Below are 22,036 nucleotides of genomic sequence, written 5' to 3'. Positions count from 1 at the left end.
CAATTACACCACAAAGAGACACCTTTTATACTCTAAAATATTATACTATTTTGTAAAAACAGGAAGAATAATGAAGTATCAAACTATTCTTGAAGAGATTAAAGAAGAAATCAGACCCTATTTAAATAAAGGAACTGTTGCTAATTATATACCTGCATTAGCAAATGTTCAAGAAGATGACTTTGCAATGAGTATTATTGAAATAGATGGAAGTGAACACCATATAGGTTCATATAAAAAACCTTTTTCAATACAAAGTATCTCTAAAGTTTTCACTTTTACTTTGGCTTTAGATATTTATGGAAAGGATTTATATAAAAGAGTTGGTCATGAACCATCAGGTAATCCATTTAATTCACTGATTCAACTTGAGTATGAAAAAGGAATTCCAAGAAACCCTTTTATAAATGCAGGTGCAATTGTTACAACAGACTCTTTAGTTTCAAAATATAAAGAAAATACATTTTCAACTCTTTTAGAGTTTATTAAAAAAGTTTCAAATGATGAGAATATAGCTTTTAATAAAGAGATTTTTAAATCAGAACTTGAAAGTGGTTATAGAAACTTTGCTTTGATTAATATGATGAAAAGTTTTAATAATATTGAAAATCATACACAAGAAGTAATAGAGACTTATTTTAAACAATGCTCAATAATGATGAGTACAAAACAACTTGCAAAATCAATGTTATACCTTGCAAACCATGGAGTTATTCCAAATACAAACTCTGAAATTATCACCCAAGCACAAGCAAAAAGAATAAATGCAGTAATGCTAACTTGTGGGCATTATGATGCTTCAGGAGATTTTGCTTTTCATGTGGGACTTCCTGGGAAAAGTGGTGTTGGAGGAGGAATTGTTGCTGTGGTTCCACAAAAAATGGCTATATGTGTTTATGCCCCAAGACTAAACAAACATGGAAACTCACTAGTAGGAACAAAAGCACTAGAACTATTTACTACAAAAACAAACCTTTCTATCTTTTAAATAAAATATGAATTTTTTTTCATATTAAATTCATAAGCCTTTCATTAACTAACTGTAAATTTATAGTATTAAATGAAAGGATTATATTTGTTACTTGCAATTAAAGCCATAAAAGCAAATAGGCTAAAAACATCACTTATCATATTAAGTTTGGTTTTCTCTATTACTTCAATCTTTCTAATCACTTCTATCTCAAATGGAGTGATTTCTATGTATTCTTCAATGCTAAAAAGTGATGGAGACATAATCATTACTCAAAAAAACATTTCAGATACTTTTTTCTCAAATGTAGATATCAAACTTATTGAAAAAATAAAAACTTTAGATGAAGTTACAAAAGCTTCAGCTCTTATAGTAGGAGCTTCTATGGTAGAAGAGCTTCCTATTGTTGCAGTTTATGGAGTTACAGAAAATAGATTTGAAAACTACAATTTAATTCAAGGCTCTTACCCAAAAGAAAATGAAGTTCTTCTAGGAAAATCAATATATGAAAACCTAGATAAAAAAGATGAAATAAAACTTTCAAACAAAGTTTTTAAAGTGGCAGGTGTTTTTGAAAGCTCTATTGGTTTTGAAAATGGAGGTGCTATTTTAAATATAAATGATGCTAGTAAAATCTTTAATAAAAGTGCTTCAATGATTATGGTTAACTGTAAAATAGATGCAGACATTGAAAAACTTGCACTAAAAATAAACCTTTTTAATAAAGAGATTGAAGCAAAGTCAACAAGCAATTTTGTTGATAATTACAACCAATTCAAGATAATCAAAACTTCATCAAATGTGATTTCATTTATCTCTTTTTGTATGGGGCTTTTAACTATTGCTTCAATTTTAAGTATCACTATAAATCAAAGAAAAAGCGAATTTGGGATTAAAAGAGCCATTGGAATTTCTATGAAGAAAATCATTTTTCAAATAGTTAATGAAGCTCTGATTCTAGGAGTTTTAGGTTTTTTTATGGCTTTAATACTTTCAAACCTTGCACTATTTCTTATAAAAAACAACTCATTTTTACAAGGCTATGTAAATGGTGAGATCTCACTAGAGATAACTATTTTTATCTTCTTTACAACTCTTATAATCTCTATTTTAGGTTCTATTTTTCCTGCTTTAAATGCTTCAAAAACAGACCCAATTGTTTTAATCCAAGGAGATAAAATATGATTACTCTAAAAAATGTATGTAAAAAATATGATAGAGACTTTGCTTTAAAAAATGTAAATCTAAATATCAAAAAAGGCTCTTTTGTAGCTATTACAGGGGAGAGTGGAAGTGGTAAAACCACTTTACTTTCTATTTTATCAACTCTATTAAAACCAAACTCTGGAGAGATTGTTTTTGAAGATACAGAATATAAAGAGATTAAAAATATTGATAGATTTAGACAAGAGAATATTGGGTTTGTTTTTCAGTTTCACTATTTAATAAACTATTTAAATGTAAAAGAAAATATTCTTCTTGCAAATGAAAAAGCAAGTGATAAAAGCATAGATAAACTTCTTACTACCTTAGAAATACAAAAACTAAAAAACTATTATCCAAATGAAATTTCAGGTGGACAAAGACAAAGAGTTGCTATTGCAAGAGCTTTAATAAACCGTCCAAAAGTGATTTTTGCCGATGAACCAACTGGAAACTTAGATTCAAAAAACTCTTTAAATGTTTTTAATCTTTTTAAATCACTTGCAAATAATGGAGTAACAATAGTTGTAGCAACCCACGATAAAGAGTTAGCAAAACTTGCTGATATAACATTGGAGGTAAAAGATGGGCAACTTTAATATTTTTATTGAAAAACAGTTTAGAGTCTCTTTACTATTTTTCTTTCTAGGACTATTTTTTGGTATTTTATACTCTGTAAACTTACTTGGTGTTTTTATTGATTCAACAACATTAAACCCAGTAAATATAAGAAGCTTACATATTTCACTAATGCTTTATGGTTTTATTCCACTTATGCTTTCATACTTACCTTTTTTACTTATAAATAAAGAAGTGGGTTCTTGTAAAGATGGGCTTTTTTACTTAAACCTATATACTATCTTTTGGTATATCTTTCTAATATTTATGATTTCTTCACTGCTTTTTGGAAATACAAGAGGTCTAGCTTTTTATGATTTTCCCTATGAATTAAACTTTATTTTAAGTCTTGCTGGAATTTTTTATATCATTGCTTTATATAAATTTATCAAGCAGTACGGAGTAAAACCTTTATGGGTTAAAGTCTCTTTATATATTGTTTTAGCTGCTCCTCTTGCACTTTTAGTTCTTATGAATCCTACAATTGGACAAGTAGAAAAAACAGTTACTGGGCCCCATGGTGACAATACACTTGGAATGAGCTTTGCATTAATTCCAATTTACTTTTTAATCATCAAACTTCTAAGTCAAAATGAGTTTAAAGCTAGATGGAATATCCTTTGGATAACTCCCCTGTTTTTTTATATCCTTTCTGTTTTACATAGAAGTTTTATAGGGGAATTAACTTATAACCAAGAGTGGTTTTTCCAGTATCTTACACTACTTTATGTGCCACTTTTATATAGATGGTATAAAGATGCCCAAATTGAAAGGTTTGCAAAACTTGCACTTCTTATTTCTATAGCTTCATTTCTTTTTGTGGATATTGAAGGAAATATTCTGTTTATTCCAGAGATTAGATGGTTATTTCACAGAAATGATTTAATCGTAGCCCATGCTCATGTTGCTATGGGAATCTCTGTTTTCTTTATGGTTATCTCAATGTTTGTTTCTCATATCAAAGAGCTTCAAACACTAAAGTTTTATAGTTTTTATCTTTTTGGTCTTATAGGAATTTTCACTGTTTTATCTCTTAGTGGTTTTGTTCAAGCAGGAGTCTTAAAAGCTTCTATTCATAACTTCTGGATTGCAAGAACTATCTTTGGAAGTTTCGCTTTCCTTTCAGTTTTAGCCTTTGTAAATATAAAGTTCAAACTTACAAACTTACAAAAGTATAACCTTTTTGGTTTTCTAAATGATGGTTTAGGAGGATTGTTTTTAATCCTTCTTGCTAGTTTTATCTATCCAAGTCTAAATTTTAGTTTTGAAGGAAAATATGAATATATCGTTTTTGCTTTTGTAAGTATGACAGGACTTATTCACTTCTTAGCTTTAAAGTATAAAGAGTATGAATCAATTCTCACAAAACTAACTGTTTTTATCCGTGTTTTTATTAGTTCACTATTCTTTTCACTTTATACAGCAGGAACATTAGAAATTGTTGCACTATTTATATCAGCCTTTGATATTTCTATGGTGGTTTTTTATCTACTTTATTTTTATAAAAAGGAGCAGTTATGCAAAAATTAGCCCTAGTATTTTTTATTGCTTTTGAGTTATGTTATTACTTACTTATAGCACAAACAGGTATTGTTGAGCATTTAGCCTCAAATATCTTCGTAATAGCACCACTTCCTATTGGAGGTGTTATTGGTTCAATATTAAGTTTTTATATTAAAACATCAAATAAAAATAAGATATTTTCATTTTTACTTCTACAATTAGCAGTTAGTTTTTTCTATCCAAATTTAAATGCCCTACTTCTATTTATCCTTGGAATAAGTGTTGGAGCTTTAGCACCATTATTAATAAATGAACTAAAAAAAGCTTCAAATATACAATTAGGTTTTGCCCTAGCTATTTCATATGCTTTAGGAACATTCCTTTTTACATATGATGCTTCAAAGAGAGCTTCAATTGCAATTGCTTTTACTATAATTGCTCTGCTTTCATCACTATTTTTAAATCAAAAAGAGCACAAAGATTTAACAAGTAATAACTATTCATACTCACTATTTGTGATGGTTTTATGGATTTTCCTTGACTCAACTCTGTTTGAAACACTTTCTAGAGATTTAAGTACTTCTATTTGGAGAGATGGTTTTACTTTAGAGATAATTGTTTTTCACCTAATTGGAGTAGTGAGTGCTTTTTATATAAAAATGGAAAAAACACAAAAAGAGCTTCTTATCTTAACTCTTTTTGCCCTTTCATATCTATTTTATTTCTTACATGAAGGTTTTATTTTATCACTTGTTTATCCTTTTGTAATCTCTTTTTACAATGTAGTAATACTTCAAACTATCGTGAAAAAAGATTTAAAAACACTAGGTATTTATATGGTATTTATTGGATGGGCTGCATCAGGAGCTGGATTATTTGTAGCTTTAGAAAATCTAACATATTTTGTTCCAGTTATATTCTTGGTTTGCTTAATCAAAATTTTAATAACACAACAAACACAAAAAAAGGAGTTACCATGGCTAAATTAGTATTTACATTAATATTTGCAGCACTATTAAGTTCTGCAAATGCCCAAAATCTACAGTTTGTAGATGGAAAGATAAAAGCGCATACAGAGGTTTTTGGGGATAGAAACATCAATCCCTTCACAAAAGATATTTCATCACATTTATCAATTGATAATAGTATTGATTCATTAAAAGGAACTATCTCTTTAACAACTTTTTCACTTCATAGCGATAATGAAAAAAGAGATTTACATATGTATGAAAGTTTACACTCAAAAGCTTTTCCTCAAATCTCTTTTAGATTAGGTTCTATAGAAAAACTTGATAATAGTTTTTTAATTAAAGGTTTTCTTACTTTAAATGGTTTAGAAAAAAAGGTTAGTTCCTTTGCACAAATAGAAGATAAAAACAATCACTTAGTTTTAGATGGAAGTTTTTCTATTAAATTAACATCATTTAATCTTGAACCCCCAAGAATGCTTTTCTTAACAGTTAGAGATCAAATAGATATCTCTTATCATTTAGATTATATAAAAGGATAGGTTTATGAAAAAAATTATTCTACTTCTTTCTTTAGTACTTTGTGCTTTTTCACAAGAACTACTTGTAAATGAAAAAATATCTAATTTCTCTTTGGCTAATCAATTTGATGAGAAAAAGACAATTGATGAAAAGGTACAAACAATAATTGTCTCTTTTGAAAAAGGAACAGGAAAAGAGGTAAATGAGTTCTTAGAGGAAAAAAATCCAGATTTCCTTGAAAATCACAATGCTGTTTTTATAGCAAATATTTCAGGAATGCCTATGTTTATTACAAAGATGTTTGCTCTTCCTAAAATGAAGAACTATAAACATGAGATTCTTCTTATCTATGATGAAAAAGATGATAGGTTTAAAGCAAAAGAAGGAATGTCAACTTTATATGAACTTGAAGATGGTGTAATAAAAAGTATAAAGTTTATTTCAAAAGATGATTTAGAAAAAGTTTTCCTATGAAACTACCTAGATTAGAGATAAAAAACCTTAAAGTTGAAAGTGAGAATTTGTATGGTTTGCAAATTCTTCACTTAAGTGATTTACATATAAATAAAAAAACAAAAGTAGAAGATATAAATAATCTTGTATCTTTTTGTAGTAAATTAAAATATGATTTTTTAGCTCTTACAGGAGATATTATAGATTGTAAAGTAGATAAAATAATACCTCAGCTTAAAGCTTTAAACCTTTTAAAAAAGGTATTTTATATAAGTGGTAACCATGATTTGTTTTATGGAATAAAAGGCTTAAAAGAGCTTCTGACAAATTTCACTTTTTTAGATAATAAAACCACTTTTATAAAGTACCAAAATAGAGATATTGCCCTTGCTGGGATAAGTGATAGATTCTCAAAATTTTTTAAAATAAAAAGAGAAGAAAAAAAAGTCTTTGAGTTTTTAAAAAACAATAAAGACTCAATCTTACTTGCTCACCAACCAAAAGATTACTCTTTAGCAATAACTTCAAATACAAAACTTTTTTTATGTGGACATACTCATGGAGGGCAAGTTTTCCCCTTTCACTATTTTGTAAGACTTTTTCAACCTTTTTTAGCAGGAATTTTTTATAAAAAAGATACTTGTATCTATGTAAATAGAGGCTTAGGAACTTGGGGTATTGATTTTAGATATAAAGCAGATAGTGAAATAACTCTTTTAAAACTGATATAGCTATTTTCCAAATTTAACCAAAAGAACTAAACCAAATACTGTCAAAAATATTCCAAAAAGACTAGTTATACTTGGAGCTAAGGCTGATAAAAAGATCATTTCTGCAATTAATGCAAAAAATACTTCACCTGATTGAGAGGCATCTACAATCACAAGTTTGGATGAACTATTAGCAATACTTCTTGCATATAAAAATAAAGAAGTTGCAATAACCCCTGATAATAAAGAGACTATTGCCACACTCATAAACTGACCACTTGAAGGATAAGTAGGCTCTGTTATAAAAAATAGAACTATCCAAAAAGGAAAAGAACCTAAAGTTAATAAAAATACCTTTGCAAAAGCATTGTCTAATATAGTATTTGAAGAGCTTAGCTCTTTTCTTCTTTTTTTCTCTTCCCAAATTAATTGATTTCCTAAAGGGTAAGAAAAAGCTGCAATAAAAACAGGAATAAACCCTAAAAAAAGTAAATCTAAACTATCCATACTAAAATGTCCTAGATTTACAATTGTCACTCCAAGAAAAACTATTATTGTAAATACCCAAGTTAGGTTTGATACTTTTTTTCCAAAGAAGAAAAGAACTATTAGTGAGGCTATAATTGTCAATTGCCAAGTTGTGGCAACTACCCAACCAGGTGAGAAATCAGAAGCATAACAAATCATTGAATAAAAAAAGCCAAAGCCTATAGTTCCACTTATAGTATAAAACCAAAAACTATTTAGATAATCTTTTAATATCTTCTTTAAATATGCAAAATCTTTAAAAAATACAAAGCCTATTGCTAAAAATAAAACTGTATAAAAGAATCTAAGACTTGCAGTCCAATACCAGTGACCACCTTCTAAAGATATTGCTCTATTGATAACAAAAGTTGCACTAAAAAACAGCGCTGCTAGTAGACCAATAAGTAGAAGATAAAAAGAGCTTTGTTCATATTTTTGTACTGTTTGTTTAAATCTATTCAAGTGAAATCCTATTTGAAGATTATATCTCTTTCTTTTTATCCTAATATAAAATAATCGTTCATTTTATATTCATATTTTTGTACTATAATTTATTTATGAAAATTTTAATTATAGAAGATGATGAAAAAATCGTAAACTTTTTAAAAAAAGGTCTTGAAGAAGAGTCTTATAGTGTAGATTACTCTTTGAATGGAGATGAGGGTATTTACTTAGCTAGTGTAAATGACTATGACTTAATACTTCTTGATATCATGCTTCCTATTAAAGATGGCATTGAAGTATGTAAAAATCTTAGGGCTGATGGTATTAATACTCCTATTATAATGCTTACTGCAAAAGACTCAATAGAAGATAAAATCAAAGGCTTAGATATAGGTGCAAATGACTATTTAGCTAAACCTTTTTCATTTAGTGAGTTACTTGCTAGAATAAGAGTTCAACTAAGAGCTACTAATCAAAATCAAACAACTCTTAAACTAGCTGATTTAGAGTTAGACTTACTTACTAAAACAGCAAAAAGAGGTGAAGACATTATAAACCTTACTGCAAAAGAGTTTGCACTTTTAGAGTATTTAATAAAAAACCAAAACAAAGTTTTATCAGAGAGTGTAATTAGTTCTTCATTAAGTAATATGGATGATATGAATATGAGTAATGTGGTAAATGTATATATCTATAGACTAAGAAATAAAATTGATAAACCATATGAAAAGAAACTTATCAAAACAATTAGAGGCTTAGGGTTTAAAATAAGTAATGACTAATCTATCTATTAAAAGAAAACTTCTTATTTATAATATCTTTATTCAAGTATTAATCCTAATGCTTTTCTCTTTTTCTATTTATAAAACTTTAGAGGTTTCATCAAAGGATAAGTTAGAAGCTACTTTAAAAGTGATTTTACTTGATATTGCTGATGATATTATTGAGCATAAAAAAGAGCTTGATACAAGAGAGTTTGATGAAGAAAAAGAGTACAAGTTTGAACCTTTATATATAAGGCTTTTAAAAGAAGAGAATAAATACAAAGAGATAAAAAATACAAACTTTCCAAGTGAGATAAAAACAAAAGACAACTATCTAAAAACTCTTACTTTAAACTATATAGATTTTGAATATCAAGAGCACTATATAATTAGTAGACTAAAAATCCAAATGGATGAAAACTATTATGTATTAGAAGTTGCTACAAACTTCTCAACCATAAACTCAACTTTGGAAAACCTAATATATATTTTACTGTTTATTGTTCCAGTGATTTTGGTTTTATCTATCATTGGTGGATACTTCTTAATATATAAATCTTTTTTACCTATTGAAAAACTACTTCAAAACCTAAAGAATATAAATGCAAGTGATTTATCAAAAAGATTAGAATCAAAAAACAAAAATGATGAAATAGATTTACTTTCACAAGAGATAAACAATCTTTTACAAAGACTTGAAATCTCTTTTGATAAGGTTTCACAATTTAGTTCTAATGCTTCCCATGAACTTAAAACACCCCTTACAATTATTAGAGGTGAAATAGAAATAGCCCTTAGAAAAGATAGAAACCAAGATGAATATAAAGATACTTTATCAAACTGTTTAGATGAGCTTATTACTATACAGCAAACAATAGATGATTTACTATTTTTAGCTAAAAATGAGCATGAAGTATTAGAACAAAATGAAGAAGAGATATACTTAGATGAGGTCTCACTTGAAGCTTATAAAGAGATGCAAACCTTTGCAAAACTAAAAAATATCAAACTTGAATGTCAAATAAAAGAACCTCTACAAATCAAAGGTCACCACAAATTACTAAAAATAGCTATAAAAAATATTTTAAAAAATGCTATTACTTTTAGTCATGAAAACTCAATAGTTACTATTTCTAACTATCAAGATGAAGATAATCAAGTTATTTGTATAGAAGATAAAGGAATTGGTATTTCAAAAGAAGACCAAGAAAAAATATTCGATAAATTTTATAGAACAGATAAAAGTAGAAATAAAGAGTCTGGGGGAACTGGACTTGGAATGTCTATTGTAGAAAAGATTGTGAAAATTCACAAAGGAGTAATAAAACTTCAAAGTGAAGAGAATCTTGGAACAAAAGTCTATTTTATATTTAAAGGTTAAAAAATGAAATCATATATTTGGACACTTCCCACTAGGGTTTTTCACTGGCTATTTGCCTCTTTTATGCTAATTGTTTTTTTAACAGATGATGATAAACTTTTAAAATACCATGCAGCAATAGGTTATGCTATTTTAGTTCTTCTAATTTTTAGACTTTTTTGGGGATATTTTGGACCTAAATACTCAAAGTTTAAAGATTTTTCTGCAAACAAAAAAAGTATCAAAGATTTTATAAAAAATATATTCAATGAAAATCAAAAATACATAGGACATAACCCTTTAGCTTCACTTGTTATGCTTGGAATGTTTGTATTTTCACTATTAGCTGTATTTACAGGTATTATTGTTTATGGAGCTGAAGAGCATAAAGGTATTTTATCTTTTCTAAACAGCTCATTTTTCAAAAGCTTTGATGATATTCATGAGTTTTTCGCAAACTTTATTATCTTTTTAGTAGTACTTCATCTAATAGGCATTTTTATAGATAAAGTTTTACATGCAAAACATGAAACAGTAAACTCAATTTTTAGTGGCTACAAAAAATTTGATACAAAAGAAGATATTAGTTTAAGTATTTTCCAGAAGCTAGTAGCCTTGCTATTTTTTATAAGTTTAATTATATTTACTCTTTATAATCTCTTTTTTAATAGTATCTTCATAAATTAAAATGGTAAATTATTTTTTACCATTTTAATTTGAACTAAAGTTACATTTGCTAATATTACATTTCAGGTTTGTGGTACAAACTGACATCTTGATGCAACTCCTTCAAGTACTGTCTTACTTTTATATGGTTAGAAACTTTTACTTTAAACCATACATTTCAAAATTATTTTTTCATTGTTAGGAGAATACATGAACTTTTGGCAAGGTTTCAAAAGAGATTTTTTAGTTAAATTTTGGGCTCCAATTCCTGCTGTAATCGCGCTTGGAATTTTATCAGCTTATTATTTTGGACTTACAGGAACTTACTGGGCTGTAACTGGTGAGTTTACTAGATGGGGTGGACATGCATTAGAAGCCTTTGGTGTAGATTTATCTACTTGGGGATATTACAAAATCATGAATATGGATGGTAATATTTTTACAAGAATAGATGGTGTGATGATTATTGGTATGTTTGCAGGTTGTATAGCAGCAGCATTTTGGGGAAATAATGTAAAACTTAGAATGCCAGCAAGTAATATTAGAATCTTTCAAGCACTAATTGGTGGTATTATTGCAGGATTTGGTGCAAGACTTGGTATGGGTTGTAACCTTGCAAGTTTCTTTACAGGTATTCCTCAATTTACATTCCATGCTTGGATGTTTACTATTGCTATGATTGTAGGTGTTTATTTAGGTGCAAAATTTTCTTTATTGCCTTTTTTCCAATCTAAAATCAGACTTCAAAAAGTGTCTTGTACTAAACCTTTAGAAAAAGATGAGTCTAAAGTAAAAAGTCTATTTACTCTTGGTTCTTTTGTTTTTATTGCAATTATTATTTGGGCTTTATATCTAATCTTTGCACAAGGAAGTACAAAACTTGGTATGGCTATGTTATTTGGTAGTGCCTTTGGTCTAGCAATTGCAAAAGCTCAGATTTGTTTTACTTCTGCGTTTAGAGATATCTTTACTACAGGAAGAAGTGAATTAGCTAAAGCAATTATTATTGGTATGGCAGTTGCAACACTTGGAGTATTTTCATATATTATGATTGGTCAACCTCCTAAAATCATGTGGACAGGACCAAATGCTATTATTGGTGGTATTCTTTTTGGTTTTGGTATCGTTTTAGCTGGTGGTTGTGAATGTGGTTGGATGTATAGAGCAGTTGAAGGTCAAGTTCATTTCTGGGTAGTTGGTATTGGAAATGTTATTGGTGCAACTTTACTTGCATTTGTTTGGGATGACTTATCTTTAGAGTTAGCTACAAGCTGGCCAAAAATCAACTTACTTGAAGTATTTGGAAATTATGGTGGTCTATTCTTAAACTATGGATTACTAATTTTACTTTTCGCACTTATTTTAGTGTTAGAAAAAAGATATTTAAATAAATCAAAAAACAGATAAGGATAAAAAATGAATAGTGAAGAAATTATTCCTGATTACAGACTTGATATGCAAGGGGAACCTTGCCCATATCCTGCTGTAAATGCTTTAGAAACTATGAAAGAACTAAAAGAAGGTGAAATCCTTGAGATAATCAGTGATTGTCCACAAAGTATTAATAATATCCCTGCTGATGCAAGAAATCATGGGTACAAAGTATTAAATGTAGATAGTAGTGGTCCTACTATTCGATACATTATTCAAAAATAAATAGTCAAATTATTGATTTAAACTACTTTAAAAGAGCACATTGAGTATAATACCTCTTAAAAAAGAAGAAGTATGACTCCTTTAGAAATTGCTGACATAATTGGTATTATCTCATTTGCTCTGAGTGGTTTTTTAATTGCTGTACACTATAAGCTTGATATTTTAGGTGTATTTATCTCTGCATTTTTAACTGCCCTTGGTGGAGGAATGATAAGAGATGTAATTGCCAATAAAACACCTTATGTTTTAAGTGATAATCTTCCTATTATCTTAGTTAGTTCAACTCTACTTTTATCATTTATATTTAAACTTCACAAAACAACTGACCTTGAGGGTAAAACTTGGTTTATCATCTCTGATGCTATTGGATTAGTATCTTTTGCTATTACAGGAGCACTTATAGGTATAAAAGCAGACTTTAACTTCTTAGGTGTATTGATGCTTGCATTTTTAACAGCTGTTGGTGGTGGTACGATTAGGGATATTTTAATAAATAAAGTTCCATCTATTTTAGTTTCAGAGTTTTATGGAACTGTTGCAATTATAGTTGGTCTTATAACTTATTTCTTACATTTAGGTGGTATTTCATCAATTATTACTCTAACTATCACATTTATCTTTGGAGTAACACTAAGGCTTCTTGCATATTACAAGAAATGGAGTTTACCTAAACTATAAAGAGTTTACAACCTCATTTCTTCCATGTTTTTTTGCAATATAAAGTAAGTCATCGGCTCTTTTAAGTGTTGTTTCAATTGTTTCATTATTTTCTTGATTTACAGTTGCAACACCAAAACTAGCAGTAATATCAACTTCATTATCCTCTACATTGATGATTGTATCTTCAATTTTTACTCTCATCTTTTCTGCAATTGTTGTAGCCTCATCTAATTGAGCATTTATAAGTAAAATAATAAACTCTTCCCCACCAAATCTAGCTACAATATCGCTTTTTCTAATACTACTTTTAAATACATTTGCAACTTCAATTAAAACCTCATCACCAATATTATGCCCATAGGTATCATTGATTTTTTTAAATCTATCAATATCAATTGCTATAATACTAATATCTTGTTTATTTCTTTTTGCTAACTCTAAAGCTTTTTCAGAGTATTCATTGAAATATCTTCTATTGTAAACTTTTGTTAGATAGTCTTTATTTGTTAAGTCAATCAACTCTTTATTAGCTCTTTCAAGTTTTAAGTTGATTTCACGTAAAGCTGTTTTATCATAGATATATAAACAAACTATTTTTCTATCTAAATCATAAGGAACTATAGTTACATCTTGTTGCATAAACTCATAATTAGCATTAATAGAGTTAATTCTTATTTCTATTAAGTGCTTATGTGGATCAACATTAAAGTATGAAGGATTTTTAGTTACAAGGGCTGCTTTTACTTTTCTTTTTAGCTTTTTTTCATCTATATATGGAAACTCTTTACAAATATTTTTATTTTCAATTTCATCTTTTAAAATATTTGTTCTTATCTCTAACCATCTATTCCAAGCTAATATATTTAGATTCTCATCAAGGATTATAATTCCATTGTCGATTGTATTAAATACAGTATCATTAAATTTCATCTTAAAACTCTTCTAATACTTTGTTTAAAGCTTCTTTTAAAAAGATAGTAGCTTCATCTTTTGAAAGAATTAATAACTCTCCACTAATATTTTGTTCTTTAAAAATTATATCCGTTGAGATGATAATGATATGGTCATACTCATTTATATAACTTCTATAAAATGATTCAGAATTTTTCACTATCTCTATTTGAGGAGGTGAAAATGATATACTTGTTTCGATTAGTCCTGCTAATTTACTTAATGTAGTAGATGTTATAATATTTGAAATCTCTAAAATCACATCTTTTAACTCATCATCATCTTTAACTTCTTCTTCATCTAAGTCAAACTCTAATGCTAAGTTTTCAGTTGATTTTCTATCAATAACAAACATTGTTTCACCACAAAAAGAACCACTAATAAGCTGGTTTGTAATGAAATACTCTTTTTGAATATTTAATTTCTCTTTTAAATAGTCTTTAAACTCTTTAGTTGTTACTGTTTTGATATTTGGAATAGATAAAGTTGCTTCTTTATTTATAATATCAGCAATAGCTGCTGTTGCTGAACCATATGAAATATTCATCAGTTCTTGTAAACAATCTTTCTCTTCTTCATTAAATTGGGCGAAATTAGACATTTATTAATCCTAGCTTTTTTAACATTGATTCTAAATTATCTTGGTTAATTGGTTTTTTGATAAAACCTTTAGCTCCATTTTGTTTAGACTTTTCCATTGAACTCTCTTGGATATCTGCACTTACAATAATGATTTTTGCATTAGCATCATGTTTAATAATTGATTGAGTTGCTTCAAATCCATCCATAATTGGCATTGTCAAATCCATCAAACACAAACTTGGTTGATGTTCTTTATAAAGCTCTACTGCTTCTTGTCCATTTTCTGCTTGAATTACTTCATCATCTTCATTAATCAAGCTTTTTAATGACTTTATTGTCATTCTTCTTGCCATCTTAGAGTCATCTACAACCAAATATTTCATGTCTTCTCCAAAAAATAAAAAGATAAGTTACTATACCATTATTATAATAATTTCACTTTATAACAGTTTTAAGCGATTCAATTATTGTAATTGTTTCAAGTTTTTTAATCTTTTCTTCCAAACTTTCTACTGTTTCATTATCTTCTAAAGTAATCTCATTTTGTAAAATGAACTTACCTTCATCATAGTTTTCATTTACAAAATGAACAGTACAACCAGACTTTTTTTCACCATTTTCTATTACAGCTTTATGAACATTTGTTCCATACATACCTTTACCACCAAACTTTGGTAAAAGTGCAGGATGTGAATTTATAATTCTATTTTCAAATGTTTTTACTAAATTTTCTTCAATTTTTTTCATATATCCTGATAAAAATATAAAATCAACTTTGAACTCACTCATCATGTCAGTTATTTTTTTATCTAAATTTTCGTCAGGAAATTTTTTAGCATTTACAATGAAATTTGGTATATTTTTTGATTGGGCTTTTTGTAAAACTTGTGCTGTTGAATTATTTGATATTACAAGAACCACTTGAGCATCTAATTCATTGTTTTCGCAAGCTTTTTGGATAGCATCAAAACCACTACCATTATGAGAGGATAAAATTCCTATTCTTTTCATTAATTTTCCTATAATTTTCTATTATAATTATAACTAAGCTTTTCTTTTATTAATTAAAAAGACTCCAAGGAATATTAGAGCCGTTGCAAAGAAATCTGAGGTTTTAATCTCTTCACCCACAATGAAAAATCCTATTACTAAAGCTACAACAGGGGGAAGGTAAGTTATTGACGAAGCTAATAAAGCTCCAAATTTTTTAATTGCATAATAATACATAATATAAGCAAAGCCTGTTCCAAAAATTCCCAATCCTAGAACCATCCCAAGTGAACTATGAGTATCTTGCCAAATATCATTTATTCCTTCATAATCAACAATTATTAGCATTATAAGTAGTGCAAAACTTAATTGATAAGTTGTAAGTGCAGCAGGATTTAAATTTAAAGGCATAATAAACTTTTTTGCATAAATAAATGAAGCTCCAACACTTAATGCTCCAACTATTATTGCAAGGCTTCCTTCTATGTTTGTACTCTTTAAATCTTCACTAAAAACCCCACTAATAATCACTACACCTAAAAAGCCTAAAACAAGTCCAAATATTGCTATTTTTGTTATTTTTTCTTCTTTTAAAAATAGTGCTGCTAATAAAAATGAGAAAACGGGAATTAGCCCACTTAAAGCCCCTGCAATTCCAGAAAGAAGAAGAGAAGAACCTTTTACAAAACCATAATAATAAATCACAGCAGCCAATAAAGACATCATAAAAAAATGAATAGAATATTTTAAATCTTCAAGCTTCAAAGCTTTTTTATAAATTGCGTAGATTAAGACAGGAAGAAGTCCAAAAACAACCCTGTAAAAAGTTACCTGCATAGGGTCTAAATAGACTGCTGCCATTTTCATATAAATAAAATTACTACCCCAGATTACTCCAAGGGCTAAAACAATCAAAATTGAACTATTTTTCATGTTTTATTTTAATCTTTGAGAGTGAGTTAATGCAATTGCAATTGCATCTGTAATATCAAGTGGTTTAATCTCTTTTTTTATTCCTAATAATCTTTTCACCATAAAGGCAACTTGTTCTTTTTGGGCTTTTCCATTTCCTGTAACAGCCTGTTTTACTTGTAGTGGAGTATATTCAGCAAAATGTCCAAACTCCTGTAAAACCTTTAATGAGATAGCTCCTCTAAATTGAGCTAATTTTATAACTGTTTTTGGGTTGAAAGCATAAAACATATCTTCAATTGCAACTTCGTTTAAATCGTACTTTCTAAAGATCATTTCAAGACCTTCACACATCTCTACGATTTGCTCTTGAAGTATTTTTGTTTTTATTTTTATAAGACCTGCTTCAATAAGCTTAATTTCTCTTCCATTTTTTTCAATAATTGCATATCCACAATTTCTTGTTCCCGGATCTATTCCTAATATTTTCAAGTTTTTCACATTTCCTATGATTTTAAGTATTCACATGGTGAATTGCCTTTATATTGGTAAATTATATATAAATATTCACTTAAAAGAAACTAATTTTTCACTTATTATTCAATTTTCATTCACCTGTGAAAAACTTTTAATCTAATTTTAGTTATAATCTAACAATTTATATATAAAGAGCGTTTTTTTAATGACAAGCAAAGAGTTTTTATCGATAATTGAACAAGAAGCTAATCCTACTGATTTTAAAAAGTACTTAAAACAGCTTACTTACAAAAAAATATCTTCAGACGACAAAATTGCCGTATTTGAAGTATCTAATAAATATATTGCTTCATGGATTAAAAGCAAATATAGTTCACTTATTCAACACTGTTTCGAAAAATACGATGGTACAAAGCCAGATATTGAAATAAAAATTGCAGGTGAAAAAAAGAGTAAAAAAGAAATTATCTCTGAAAAAGCTAAAAATGAAACTGCAGAAAGTACTATCTTAAATCCATCATACACATTCGATTCTTTCGTTGTTGGAAGCTCAAACCAAATGGCATATAATGCCTCTTTAGCTGTTTCTGAAAAACCAGGAATCCAATATAACCCATTATTTATCTATGGTGGAACAGGTCTTGGTAAAACTCACCTTTTACAGGCTATTGGTAATGATGCCATTGAAAAAGGTAAAACAGTAATTTACGTAACAATTGAACAGTTTATGAATGATTTTACATTCTCAATTAAAAATAAAAATATGGAGCATTTTAGAGGTAAATACCGAAAATGCGATGTTTTATTAATTGATGATATTCAATTCTTATCTGGAAAAGAGCAAACTCAAGAAGAATTTTTCCATACATTCAACGAATTACACAATGCAAAAAAACAGATTGTTATGACTTCTGATAGACTACCTTCACAAATTGCAGGTTTAGTTGACAGATTAAAATCAAGATTTGAATGGGGATTAACAGCAGACATCCAAATTCCAGGACTTGAAACAAAAATTGCAATTATAGAAAAGAAAAGCGAACTTAATGGAATTGCCTTAAGTAGGGAAATCATCAACTATATTGCAACAAACCTTGACAACTCAATTAGAGAAATTGAAGGTGTTCTTATTAGAATCAATGCAAGTGCTTCTTTACTTAACCAAGAGATTAATTTAGAACTTGCACAAAGTCTATTAAAAGAGCAAATACAAGAGAAAAAGGATAATATCAAGTTACCAGATATTATTTCACTTGTTGCAAATGAGTTAAATATAAAACCAAGTGATATCAAATCTAAGAAAAGAACAGCAACTGTTGCAAATGCAAGAAGAGTTGTAATCTACCTAGCTAGGGAGCTTACACACAATTCTATGCCAGATATTGCTAAGTTTTTAGGAATGAAAGACCACAGTTCTATTTCAAAAAATATTCAAAAAACAAATGAATTAATTGAAACAGATGAAAACTTTAAATTAATCATTCAAAATTTAAAAAATAAGATAATAAATTAAGGAGTAGTAAAAAAAGTTTTAGAGCAAAGTGTGAAAAGGTGTGAACTATTATCAAAATGTTTTCACTATATGAAAGTCCGTGTTTTTAGAGTCCGGTTTAATGTTTTCATCTTTTCACACTGTCTACTACTTCCACTACTTAATATAAATAAATAGGAGCTAATAAATGAAGTTCATAATTACAAAAAGTGTATTTGAGAATGTTATCTCATCAATGCAGCCATTTTTAGAAAAAAAAGATGCTAGTTCAATTACTTCACACATCTATTTAGAAGTAAATGACTCTAAACTAATATTAAAAGCTACTGACTATGAAATTGGACTAGAGTCTCAAATTGATTCAATAAGTGAAGCAATATATGGAAAAGCTACAGTTAATGGATCTAACTTACTAGGAATTATCAAAAGATTAAAAGATGCAGATATTATTATTGAAACTACAGATAATAATCTAATCATCAAACAAAACAAATCTACATTTAAACTTCCTATGTATGATGCTGATGAATATCCAAATCTAATATTAAATGAAAATCTAAAAGATTTAAATATTTCAACTATTAATTTTATTAATTCTATTAGAAAAATTACTCCATCTATAGATAACAATAATCCTAAGTTTGAATTAAATGGAGCATTAATTGATATTAAAAATTCTAAAATCAATTTTGTATCTACTGACACTAGAAGATTAGCTATTTCATTTTTAGAAAACATTTCGAATGCTGAAGGTCAAATTATAATTCCTAAAAAAGCAATTATTGAAATTCAAAAACTATTTTTAGATGATGCAAAAATTTCATTTGATGAAAACAATTTAGTAGTAACTTCTAACAACATGAAGTTCTTTACTAAACTAATAAATGGAAAGTTCCCAGACTATGAAAGAATTATTCCTCAAAGTTTAAAACACAATTTATCTATTCCTAAAAATATTTTAGTAGAATCAATTAAATTAGTTACATCATTATTTTCAAATATCAAAGTTACATTTAAACCAAACTCTATAATATTTGAATCTTTAGATGAAGATACAGAATCTAAAACTCAAATTGATATTGAGTTAAATATCGACCAAGAGTTTTATCTTGCAGTAAATGCAAAATATCTACTTGACTATTTAAGTCAAACAAACAACGAAAATGTAAAGATTGGATTTAACGAATCAAATTTACCATTCTATTTAGAAGATGAAAAATTCTATACAATCGTAATGCCAATCGTTTTAGAAAAATAATTTAAAGAAGGAAACCTATAATGAGTCAACCAGAATATGGCGCTAGTAATATTAAAGTTCTAAAAGGTTTAGAAGCTGTTAGAAAAAGACCAGGTATGTATATTGGTGATACAAACATCAATGGACTTCACCATATGGTTTATGAAGTAGTTGATAACTCTATTGATGAAGCAATGGCTGGCTTCTGTAGAAACATCAAAATTACTATGACTAAAGATCATTGGATTAGAGTAGAAGATGATGGTAGAGGTATTCCTACTGCTATGCACCCTACTGAAAAAATGAGTGCTGCAACTGTTGTTTTAACAGTACTTCATGCTGGTGGTAAATTTGATAAAGATACTTATAAAGTTTCTGGTGGTTTACACGGGGTTGGTGTATCTGTTGTAAATGCTCTATCAAAAGATCTTAAAATGACTATTTATAGAGAAGGAAAAATTCATTACCAAGAGTTTTCTTGTGGTATACCAAAAGCTCCTTTAGAAATAATTGGTGATAGTCCAAGAAAAACTGGTACTACAATTGAATTTTTAGCAGATGATTCTATATTTGAAGTAAATGCTTATGATTTTGCAACACTTGCAAAAAGATTTAGAGAAGTTGCTTATTTAAATCCATTTATTTCAATTACTTTAGAAGATGAAATTCATAAAGTAAAAGAAGTTTACCACTTTGAAGGTGGGTTAAAACAATTTGCTGAAGATTTAAATAAAGAGACTCCTGTTTCAGAAGCAGTTGCTTTTAGTGATAGAGTAGATGATGTTGAAGTAGATATTGCAGTAATGTATAACACAACTTTTACAGAAAAGACTCTTTCTTTTGTAAACAACATCCGTACAATCGATGGTGGTACACATGAAGCTGGTTTTAAAGCTGGTCTTACTAGAAGTATCGTTAAATATGTAAACAATAATGCAAATGCAAGAGAAAAAGATACAAAAATTACAGGTGATGATGTAAGAGAAGGTCTTATTGCAATTGTTTCTGTAAAAGTTCCAGAACCACAATTTGAAGGTCAAACAAAAGGAAAACTTGGTTCTTCTTATGTAAAACCAATTTGTCAAAAATTAACTTCAGAAGTATTAGATAAATATTTTGAAGAAAATCCTACTCAAGCAAAAGCTATTATGGAAAAAGCTTTAATGGCTGCAAGAGGTAGAGAAGCAGCTAAAAAAGCTAGAGATTTAACTAGAAAAAAAGATGCTATGACAGTTGGAACACTTCCAGGGAAGTTAGCTGAATGTCAAAGTAAAGACCCAGAAATTAGAGAATTATACCTGGTGGAAGGGGATTCTGCCGGTGGTTCTGCTAAGCAAGGTAGAGATAGAGTTTATCAAGCAATTTTACCACTTAAAGGTAAGATTTTAAATGTTGAAAAATCAAGACTTGATAAGATTTTAAAATCTGATGAAATTAGAAACATGATTACAGCCCTTGGTTGTGGTATTGGTGAAGATTTTGATGAAGAGAAAATTAGATATCACAAAGTTATTATTATGACGGATGCCGATGTTGATGGTTCTCACATTCAAACTCTATTATTAACATTCTTCTTTAGATTCTTAAGACCAATCGTTGATAAAGGATATTTATATATCGCTCAACCACCTTTATACAGATACAAAAAAGGTAAACATGAGAGATATTTAAAAGATGACACAGCATTATCAAATTTCTTAATTGAAAATGGTGTAGATAACTTTGAGTTTAATGCTTTAGGTAAAAATGATTTAGTTGATTTATTTAAAACAGTATCTAGATATAGAGGTATGCTAAATCAATTAGAAAAAAGATACTCTTTAATCTCTGTACTTAAGCACTTAATTGAAAATTCTGATTTAGTGAAATTAGATTATAACGCACTTTATGAAGTAGTTAAAGAGTTCTTAGAAAATAAAGGTTATAACATCCTTTCTAAGAATATTGCTGAAGATAGAATTCAATTATTTGTTCAAACAACTGAAGGTTTAGAAGAGCTTGTAATTGATGATGAACTATTTGCATCTCCATACTTCTCAGAAGCTACTTATATCTACAATAGATTAGTTGAAAGAGATATCTCTATGTTTGATGGAAGAGATTTAGTAGAAATTCTTGAAGAGATTGAAGGATTAGCTAAAAAAGGTGCATATATCCAAAGATATAAAGGTCTTGGTGAGATGAACCCTGAGCAATTATGGGAAACTACTATGACTCCTGAAGATAGAAGACTATTAAGAGTAACAGTAGAAGATGCAGAAGTTGCTTCTGATACATTCACACTATTTATGGGTGATGAAGTAGAACCTAGAAGAAACTATATCGAAGAACACGCAAAAGACGTAGAACACTTAGACGTATAAAAAGAGG

Annotated in this window: 24 protein-coding genes; 17 read left to right on the top strand and 7 right to left on the bottom strand. The window is 28.4% G+C overall.

The features are described from left to right. Nucleotides 1-70: 70 nt before the first annotated feature. The 8 genes from CRV03_RS05330 (at nucleotide 71) to CRV03_RS05295 (ending at nucleotide 6,968) form a co-directional block, all read left to right on the top strand. Complete coding sequence (locus CRV03_RS05330; protein ID WP_129084113.1) at nucleotides 71-988, top strand: glutaminase; 918 nt, start codon at nucleotides 71-73, stop codon at nucleotides 986-988. 87 nt (nucleotides 989-1,075) lie between these two features. Continuing rightward, nucleotides 1,076-2,155 (top strand): ABC transporter permease, encoded by a 1,080-nt coding sequence (locus CRV03_RS05325; protein WP_258239013.1) that lies wholly within the window; start codon nucleotides 1,076-1,078, stop codon nucleotides 2,153-2,155. Then, on the top strand, nucleotides 2,152-2,772 hold the full coding sequence (locus CRV03_RS05320; protein ID WP_129084111.1) for an ABC transporter ATP-binding protein: 621 nt from the start codon (nucleotides 2,152-2,154) through the stop codon (nucleotides 2,770-2,772). The genes CRV03_RS05325 and CRV03_RS05320 overlap by 4 nt, the downstream gene beginning before the upstream one ends. After that, on the top strand, nucleotides 2,759-4,321 hold the full coding sequence (locus CRV03_RS05315; RefSeq protein ID WP_129084110.1) for a hypothetical protein: 1,563 nt from the start codon (nucleotides 2,759-2,761) through the stop codon (nucleotides 4,319-4,321). Before CRV03_RS05320 ends, CRV03_RS05315 begins: the two co-directional genes overlap by 14 nt. Next, the gene (locus CRV03_RS05310; RefSeq protein ID WP_129084109.1) at nucleotides 4,309-5,283 is read left to right on the top strand and encodes a hypothetical protein; all 975 of its coding nucleotides are present in this window, start codon (nucleotides 4,309-4,311) and stop codon (nucleotides 5,281-5,283) included. Before CRV03_RS05315 ends, CRV03_RS05310 begins: the two co-directional genes overlap by 13 nt. Next, the gene (locus CRV03_RS05305) at nucleotides 5,271-5,804 is read left to right on the top strand and encodes a YceI family protein (RefSeq protein ID WP_129084108.1); all 534 of its coding nucleotides are present in this window, start codon (nucleotides 5,271-5,273) and stop codon (nucleotides 5,802-5,804) included. The genes CRV03_RS05310 and CRV03_RS05305 overlap by 13 nt, the downstream gene beginning before the upstream one ends. A gap of 4 nt (nucleotides 5,805-5,808) precedes the next feature. After that, on the top strand, nucleotides 5,809-6,258 hold the full coding sequence (locus CRV03_RS05300; protein WP_129084107.1) for a hypothetical protein: 450 nt from the start codon (nucleotides 5,809-5,811) through the stop codon (nucleotides 6,256-6,258). Then, nucleotides 6,255-6,968: a metallophosphoesterase gene (locus CRV03_RS05295; protein ID WP_129084106.1), complete on the top strand. Its 714-nt coding sequence runs from the start codon at nucleotides 6,255-6,257 to the stop codon at nucleotides 6,966-6,968. The genes CRV03_RS05300 and CRV03_RS05295 overlap by 4 nt, the downstream gene beginning before the upstream one ends. On the opposite strand, the gene CRV03_RS05290 is transcribed toward CRV03_RS05295, so the two are convergent. Beyond that, the gene (locus CRV03_RS05290) at nucleotides 6,969-7,937 is read right to left on the bottom strand and encodes a multidrug resistance efflux transporter family protein (RefSeq protein ID WP_129084105.1); all 969 of its coding nucleotides are present in this window, start codon (nucleotides 7,935-7,937) and stop codon (nucleotides 6,969-6,971) included. Nucleotides 7,938-8,032: 95 nt separating this feature from the next. Here CRV03_RS05290 and CRV03_RS05285 point away from each other — a divergent pair, with 95 nt between their 5' ends. From CRV03_RS05285 to CRV03_RS05260, 6 genes are all read left to right on the top strand, one after another. Next, nucleotides 8,033-8,701 carry a response regulator transcription factor gene (locus CRV03_RS05285; protein ID WP_129084104.1) on the top strand — a complete coding sequence of 223 codons (669 nt, stop codon included), beginning with the start codon at nucleotides 8,033-8,035 and terminating at the stop codon, nucleotides 8,699-8,701. Next, nucleotides 8,694-10,064 (top strand): cell wall metabolism sensor histidine kinase WalK, encoded by a 1,371-nt coding sequence (locus CRV03_RS05280; RefSeq protein ID WP_129084103.1) that lies wholly within the window; start codon nucleotides 8,694-8,696, stop codon nucleotides 10,062-10,064. Before CRV03_RS05285 ends, CRV03_RS05280 begins: the two co-directional genes overlap by 8 nt. Nucleotides 10,065-10,067: 3 nt before the next feature. Next, entirely contained in the window at nucleotides 10,068-10,730 is a 663-nt protein-coding gene (locus CRV03_RS05275; RefSeq protein WP_129084102.1) for a cytochrome b/b6 domain-containing protein, read from the top strand. Nucleotides 10,731-10,919: 189 nt separating this feature from the next. Next, on the top strand, nucleotides 10,920-12,116 hold the full coding sequence (gene yedE, locus CRV03_RS05270; RefSeq protein ID WP_129084101.1) for a selenium metabolism membrane protein YedE/FdhT: 1,197 nt from the start codon (nucleotides 10,920-10,922) through the stop codon (nucleotides 12,114-12,116). A 9-nt stretch (nucleotides 12,117-12,125) separates the two neighbouring features. Beyond that, complete coding sequence (gene yedF / locus CRV03_RS05265; RefSeq protein WP_114840391.1) at nucleotides 12,126-12,365, top strand: sulfurtransferase-like selenium metabolism protein YedF; 240 nt, start codon at nucleotides 12,126-12,128, stop codon at nucleotides 12,363-12,365. A gap of 72 nt (nucleotides 12,366-12,437) precedes the next feature. Beyond that, nucleotides 12,438-13,043: a trimeric intracellular cation channel family protein gene (locus CRV03_RS05260; protein ID WP_129084100.1), complete on the top strand. Its 606-nt coding sequence runs from the start codon at nucleotides 12,438-12,440 to the stop codon at nucleotides 13,041-13,043. Here the strand turns inward: CRV03_RS05260 and CRV03_RS05255 are convergent. The 6 genes from CRV03_RS05255 to ruvC are packed head-to-tail and all read right to left on the bottom strand — an operon-like array spanning nucleotide 13,038 to nucleotide 16,952. After that, nucleotides 13,038-13,955, bottom strand: a complete 918-nt coding sequence (locus CRV03_RS05255; protein WP_129084099.1) for a diguanylate cyclase — start codon at nucleotides 13,953-13,955, stop codon at nucleotides 13,038-13,040. The two genes, CRV03_RS05260 and CRV03_RS05255, sit on opposite strands and share 6 nt — an antisense overlap. A gap of 1 nt (nucleotide 13,956) precedes the next feature. After that, the gene (locus CRV03_RS05250; protein WP_129084098.1) at nucleotides 13,957-14,577 is read right to left on the bottom strand and encodes a chemotaxis protein CheX; all 621 of its coding nucleotides are present in this window, start codon (nucleotides 14,575-14,577) and stop codon (nucleotides 13,957-13,959) included. Continuing rightward, the gene (locus CRV03_RS05245) at nucleotides 14,570-14,941 is read right to left on the bottom strand and encodes a response regulator (RefSeq protein WP_129084097.1); all 372 of its coding nucleotides are present in this window, start codon (nucleotides 14,939-14,941) and stop codon (nucleotides 14,570-14,572) included. The genes CRV03_RS05250 and CRV03_RS05245 overlap by 8 nt, the downstream gene beginning before the upstream one ends. Nucleotides 14,942-14,993: 52 nt before the next feature. Further along, nucleotides 14,994-15,569 (bottom strand): phosphoribosylglycinamide formyltransferase, encoded by a 576-nt coding sequence (purN, locus tag CRV03_RS05240; RefSeq protein ID WP_129084096.1) that lies wholly within the window; start codon nucleotides 15,567-15,569, stop codon nucleotides 14,994-14,996. A 33-nt stretch (nucleotides 15,570-15,602) separates the two neighbouring features. Further along, a complete protein-coding gene (locus CRV03_RS05235) occupies nucleotides 15,603-16,481 on the bottom strand; it encodes a DMT family transporter (protein WP_129084095.1) in 879 nt (292 codons plus the stop codon). 3 nt (nucleotides 16,482-16,484) lie between these two features. Continuing rightward, nucleotides 16,485-16,952, bottom strand: coding sequence for a crossover junction endodeoxyribonuclease RuvC (gene ruvC, locus CRV03_RS05230; RefSeq protein WP_129084094.1), 468 nt, complete (start codon nucleotides 16,950-16,952; stop codon nucleotides 16,485-16,487). Between the two features lie 190 nt (nucleotides 16,953-17,142). Between ruvC and dnaA the strand changes: the two genes are divergently transcribed. The 3 genes from dnaA (at nucleotide 17,143) to gyrB (ending at nucleotide 22,029) form a co-directional block, all read left to right on the top strand. Next, nucleotides 17,143-18,450 carry a chromosomal replication initiator protein DnaA gene (gene dnaA, locus CRV03_RS05225; protein ID WP_129084093.1) on the top strand — a complete coding sequence of 436 codons (1,308 nt, stop codon included), beginning with the start codon at nucleotides 17,143-17,145 and terminating at the stop codon, nucleotides 18,448-18,450. Between the two features lie 166 nt (nucleotides 18,451-18,616). Continuing rightward, complete coding sequence (gene dnaN / locus CRV03_RS05220; RefSeq protein ID WP_129084092.1) at nucleotides 18,617-19,687, top strand: DNA polymerase III subunit beta; 1,071 nt, start codon at nucleotides 18,617-18,619, stop codon at nucleotides 19,685-19,687. Nucleotides 19,688-19,707: 20 nt separating this feature from the next. Beyond that, nucleotides 19,708-22,029: a DNA topoisomerase (ATP-hydrolyzing) subunit B gene (gene gyrB, locus CRV03_RS05215; protein ID WP_129084091.1), complete on the top strand. Its 2,322-nt coding sequence runs from the start codon at nucleotides 19,708-19,710 to the stop codon at nucleotides 22,027-22,029. Nucleotides 22,030-22,036: the final 7 nt, after the last annotated feature.

Origin of the sequence: Arcobacter sp. F155, from assembly GCF_004116455.1 — a bacterium.
GTDB lineage: Bacteria > Campylobacterota > Campylobacteria > Campylobacterales > Arcobacteraceae > Halarcobacter.
This window is presented reverse-complemented; position numbering and strand designations above follow the sequence as displayed.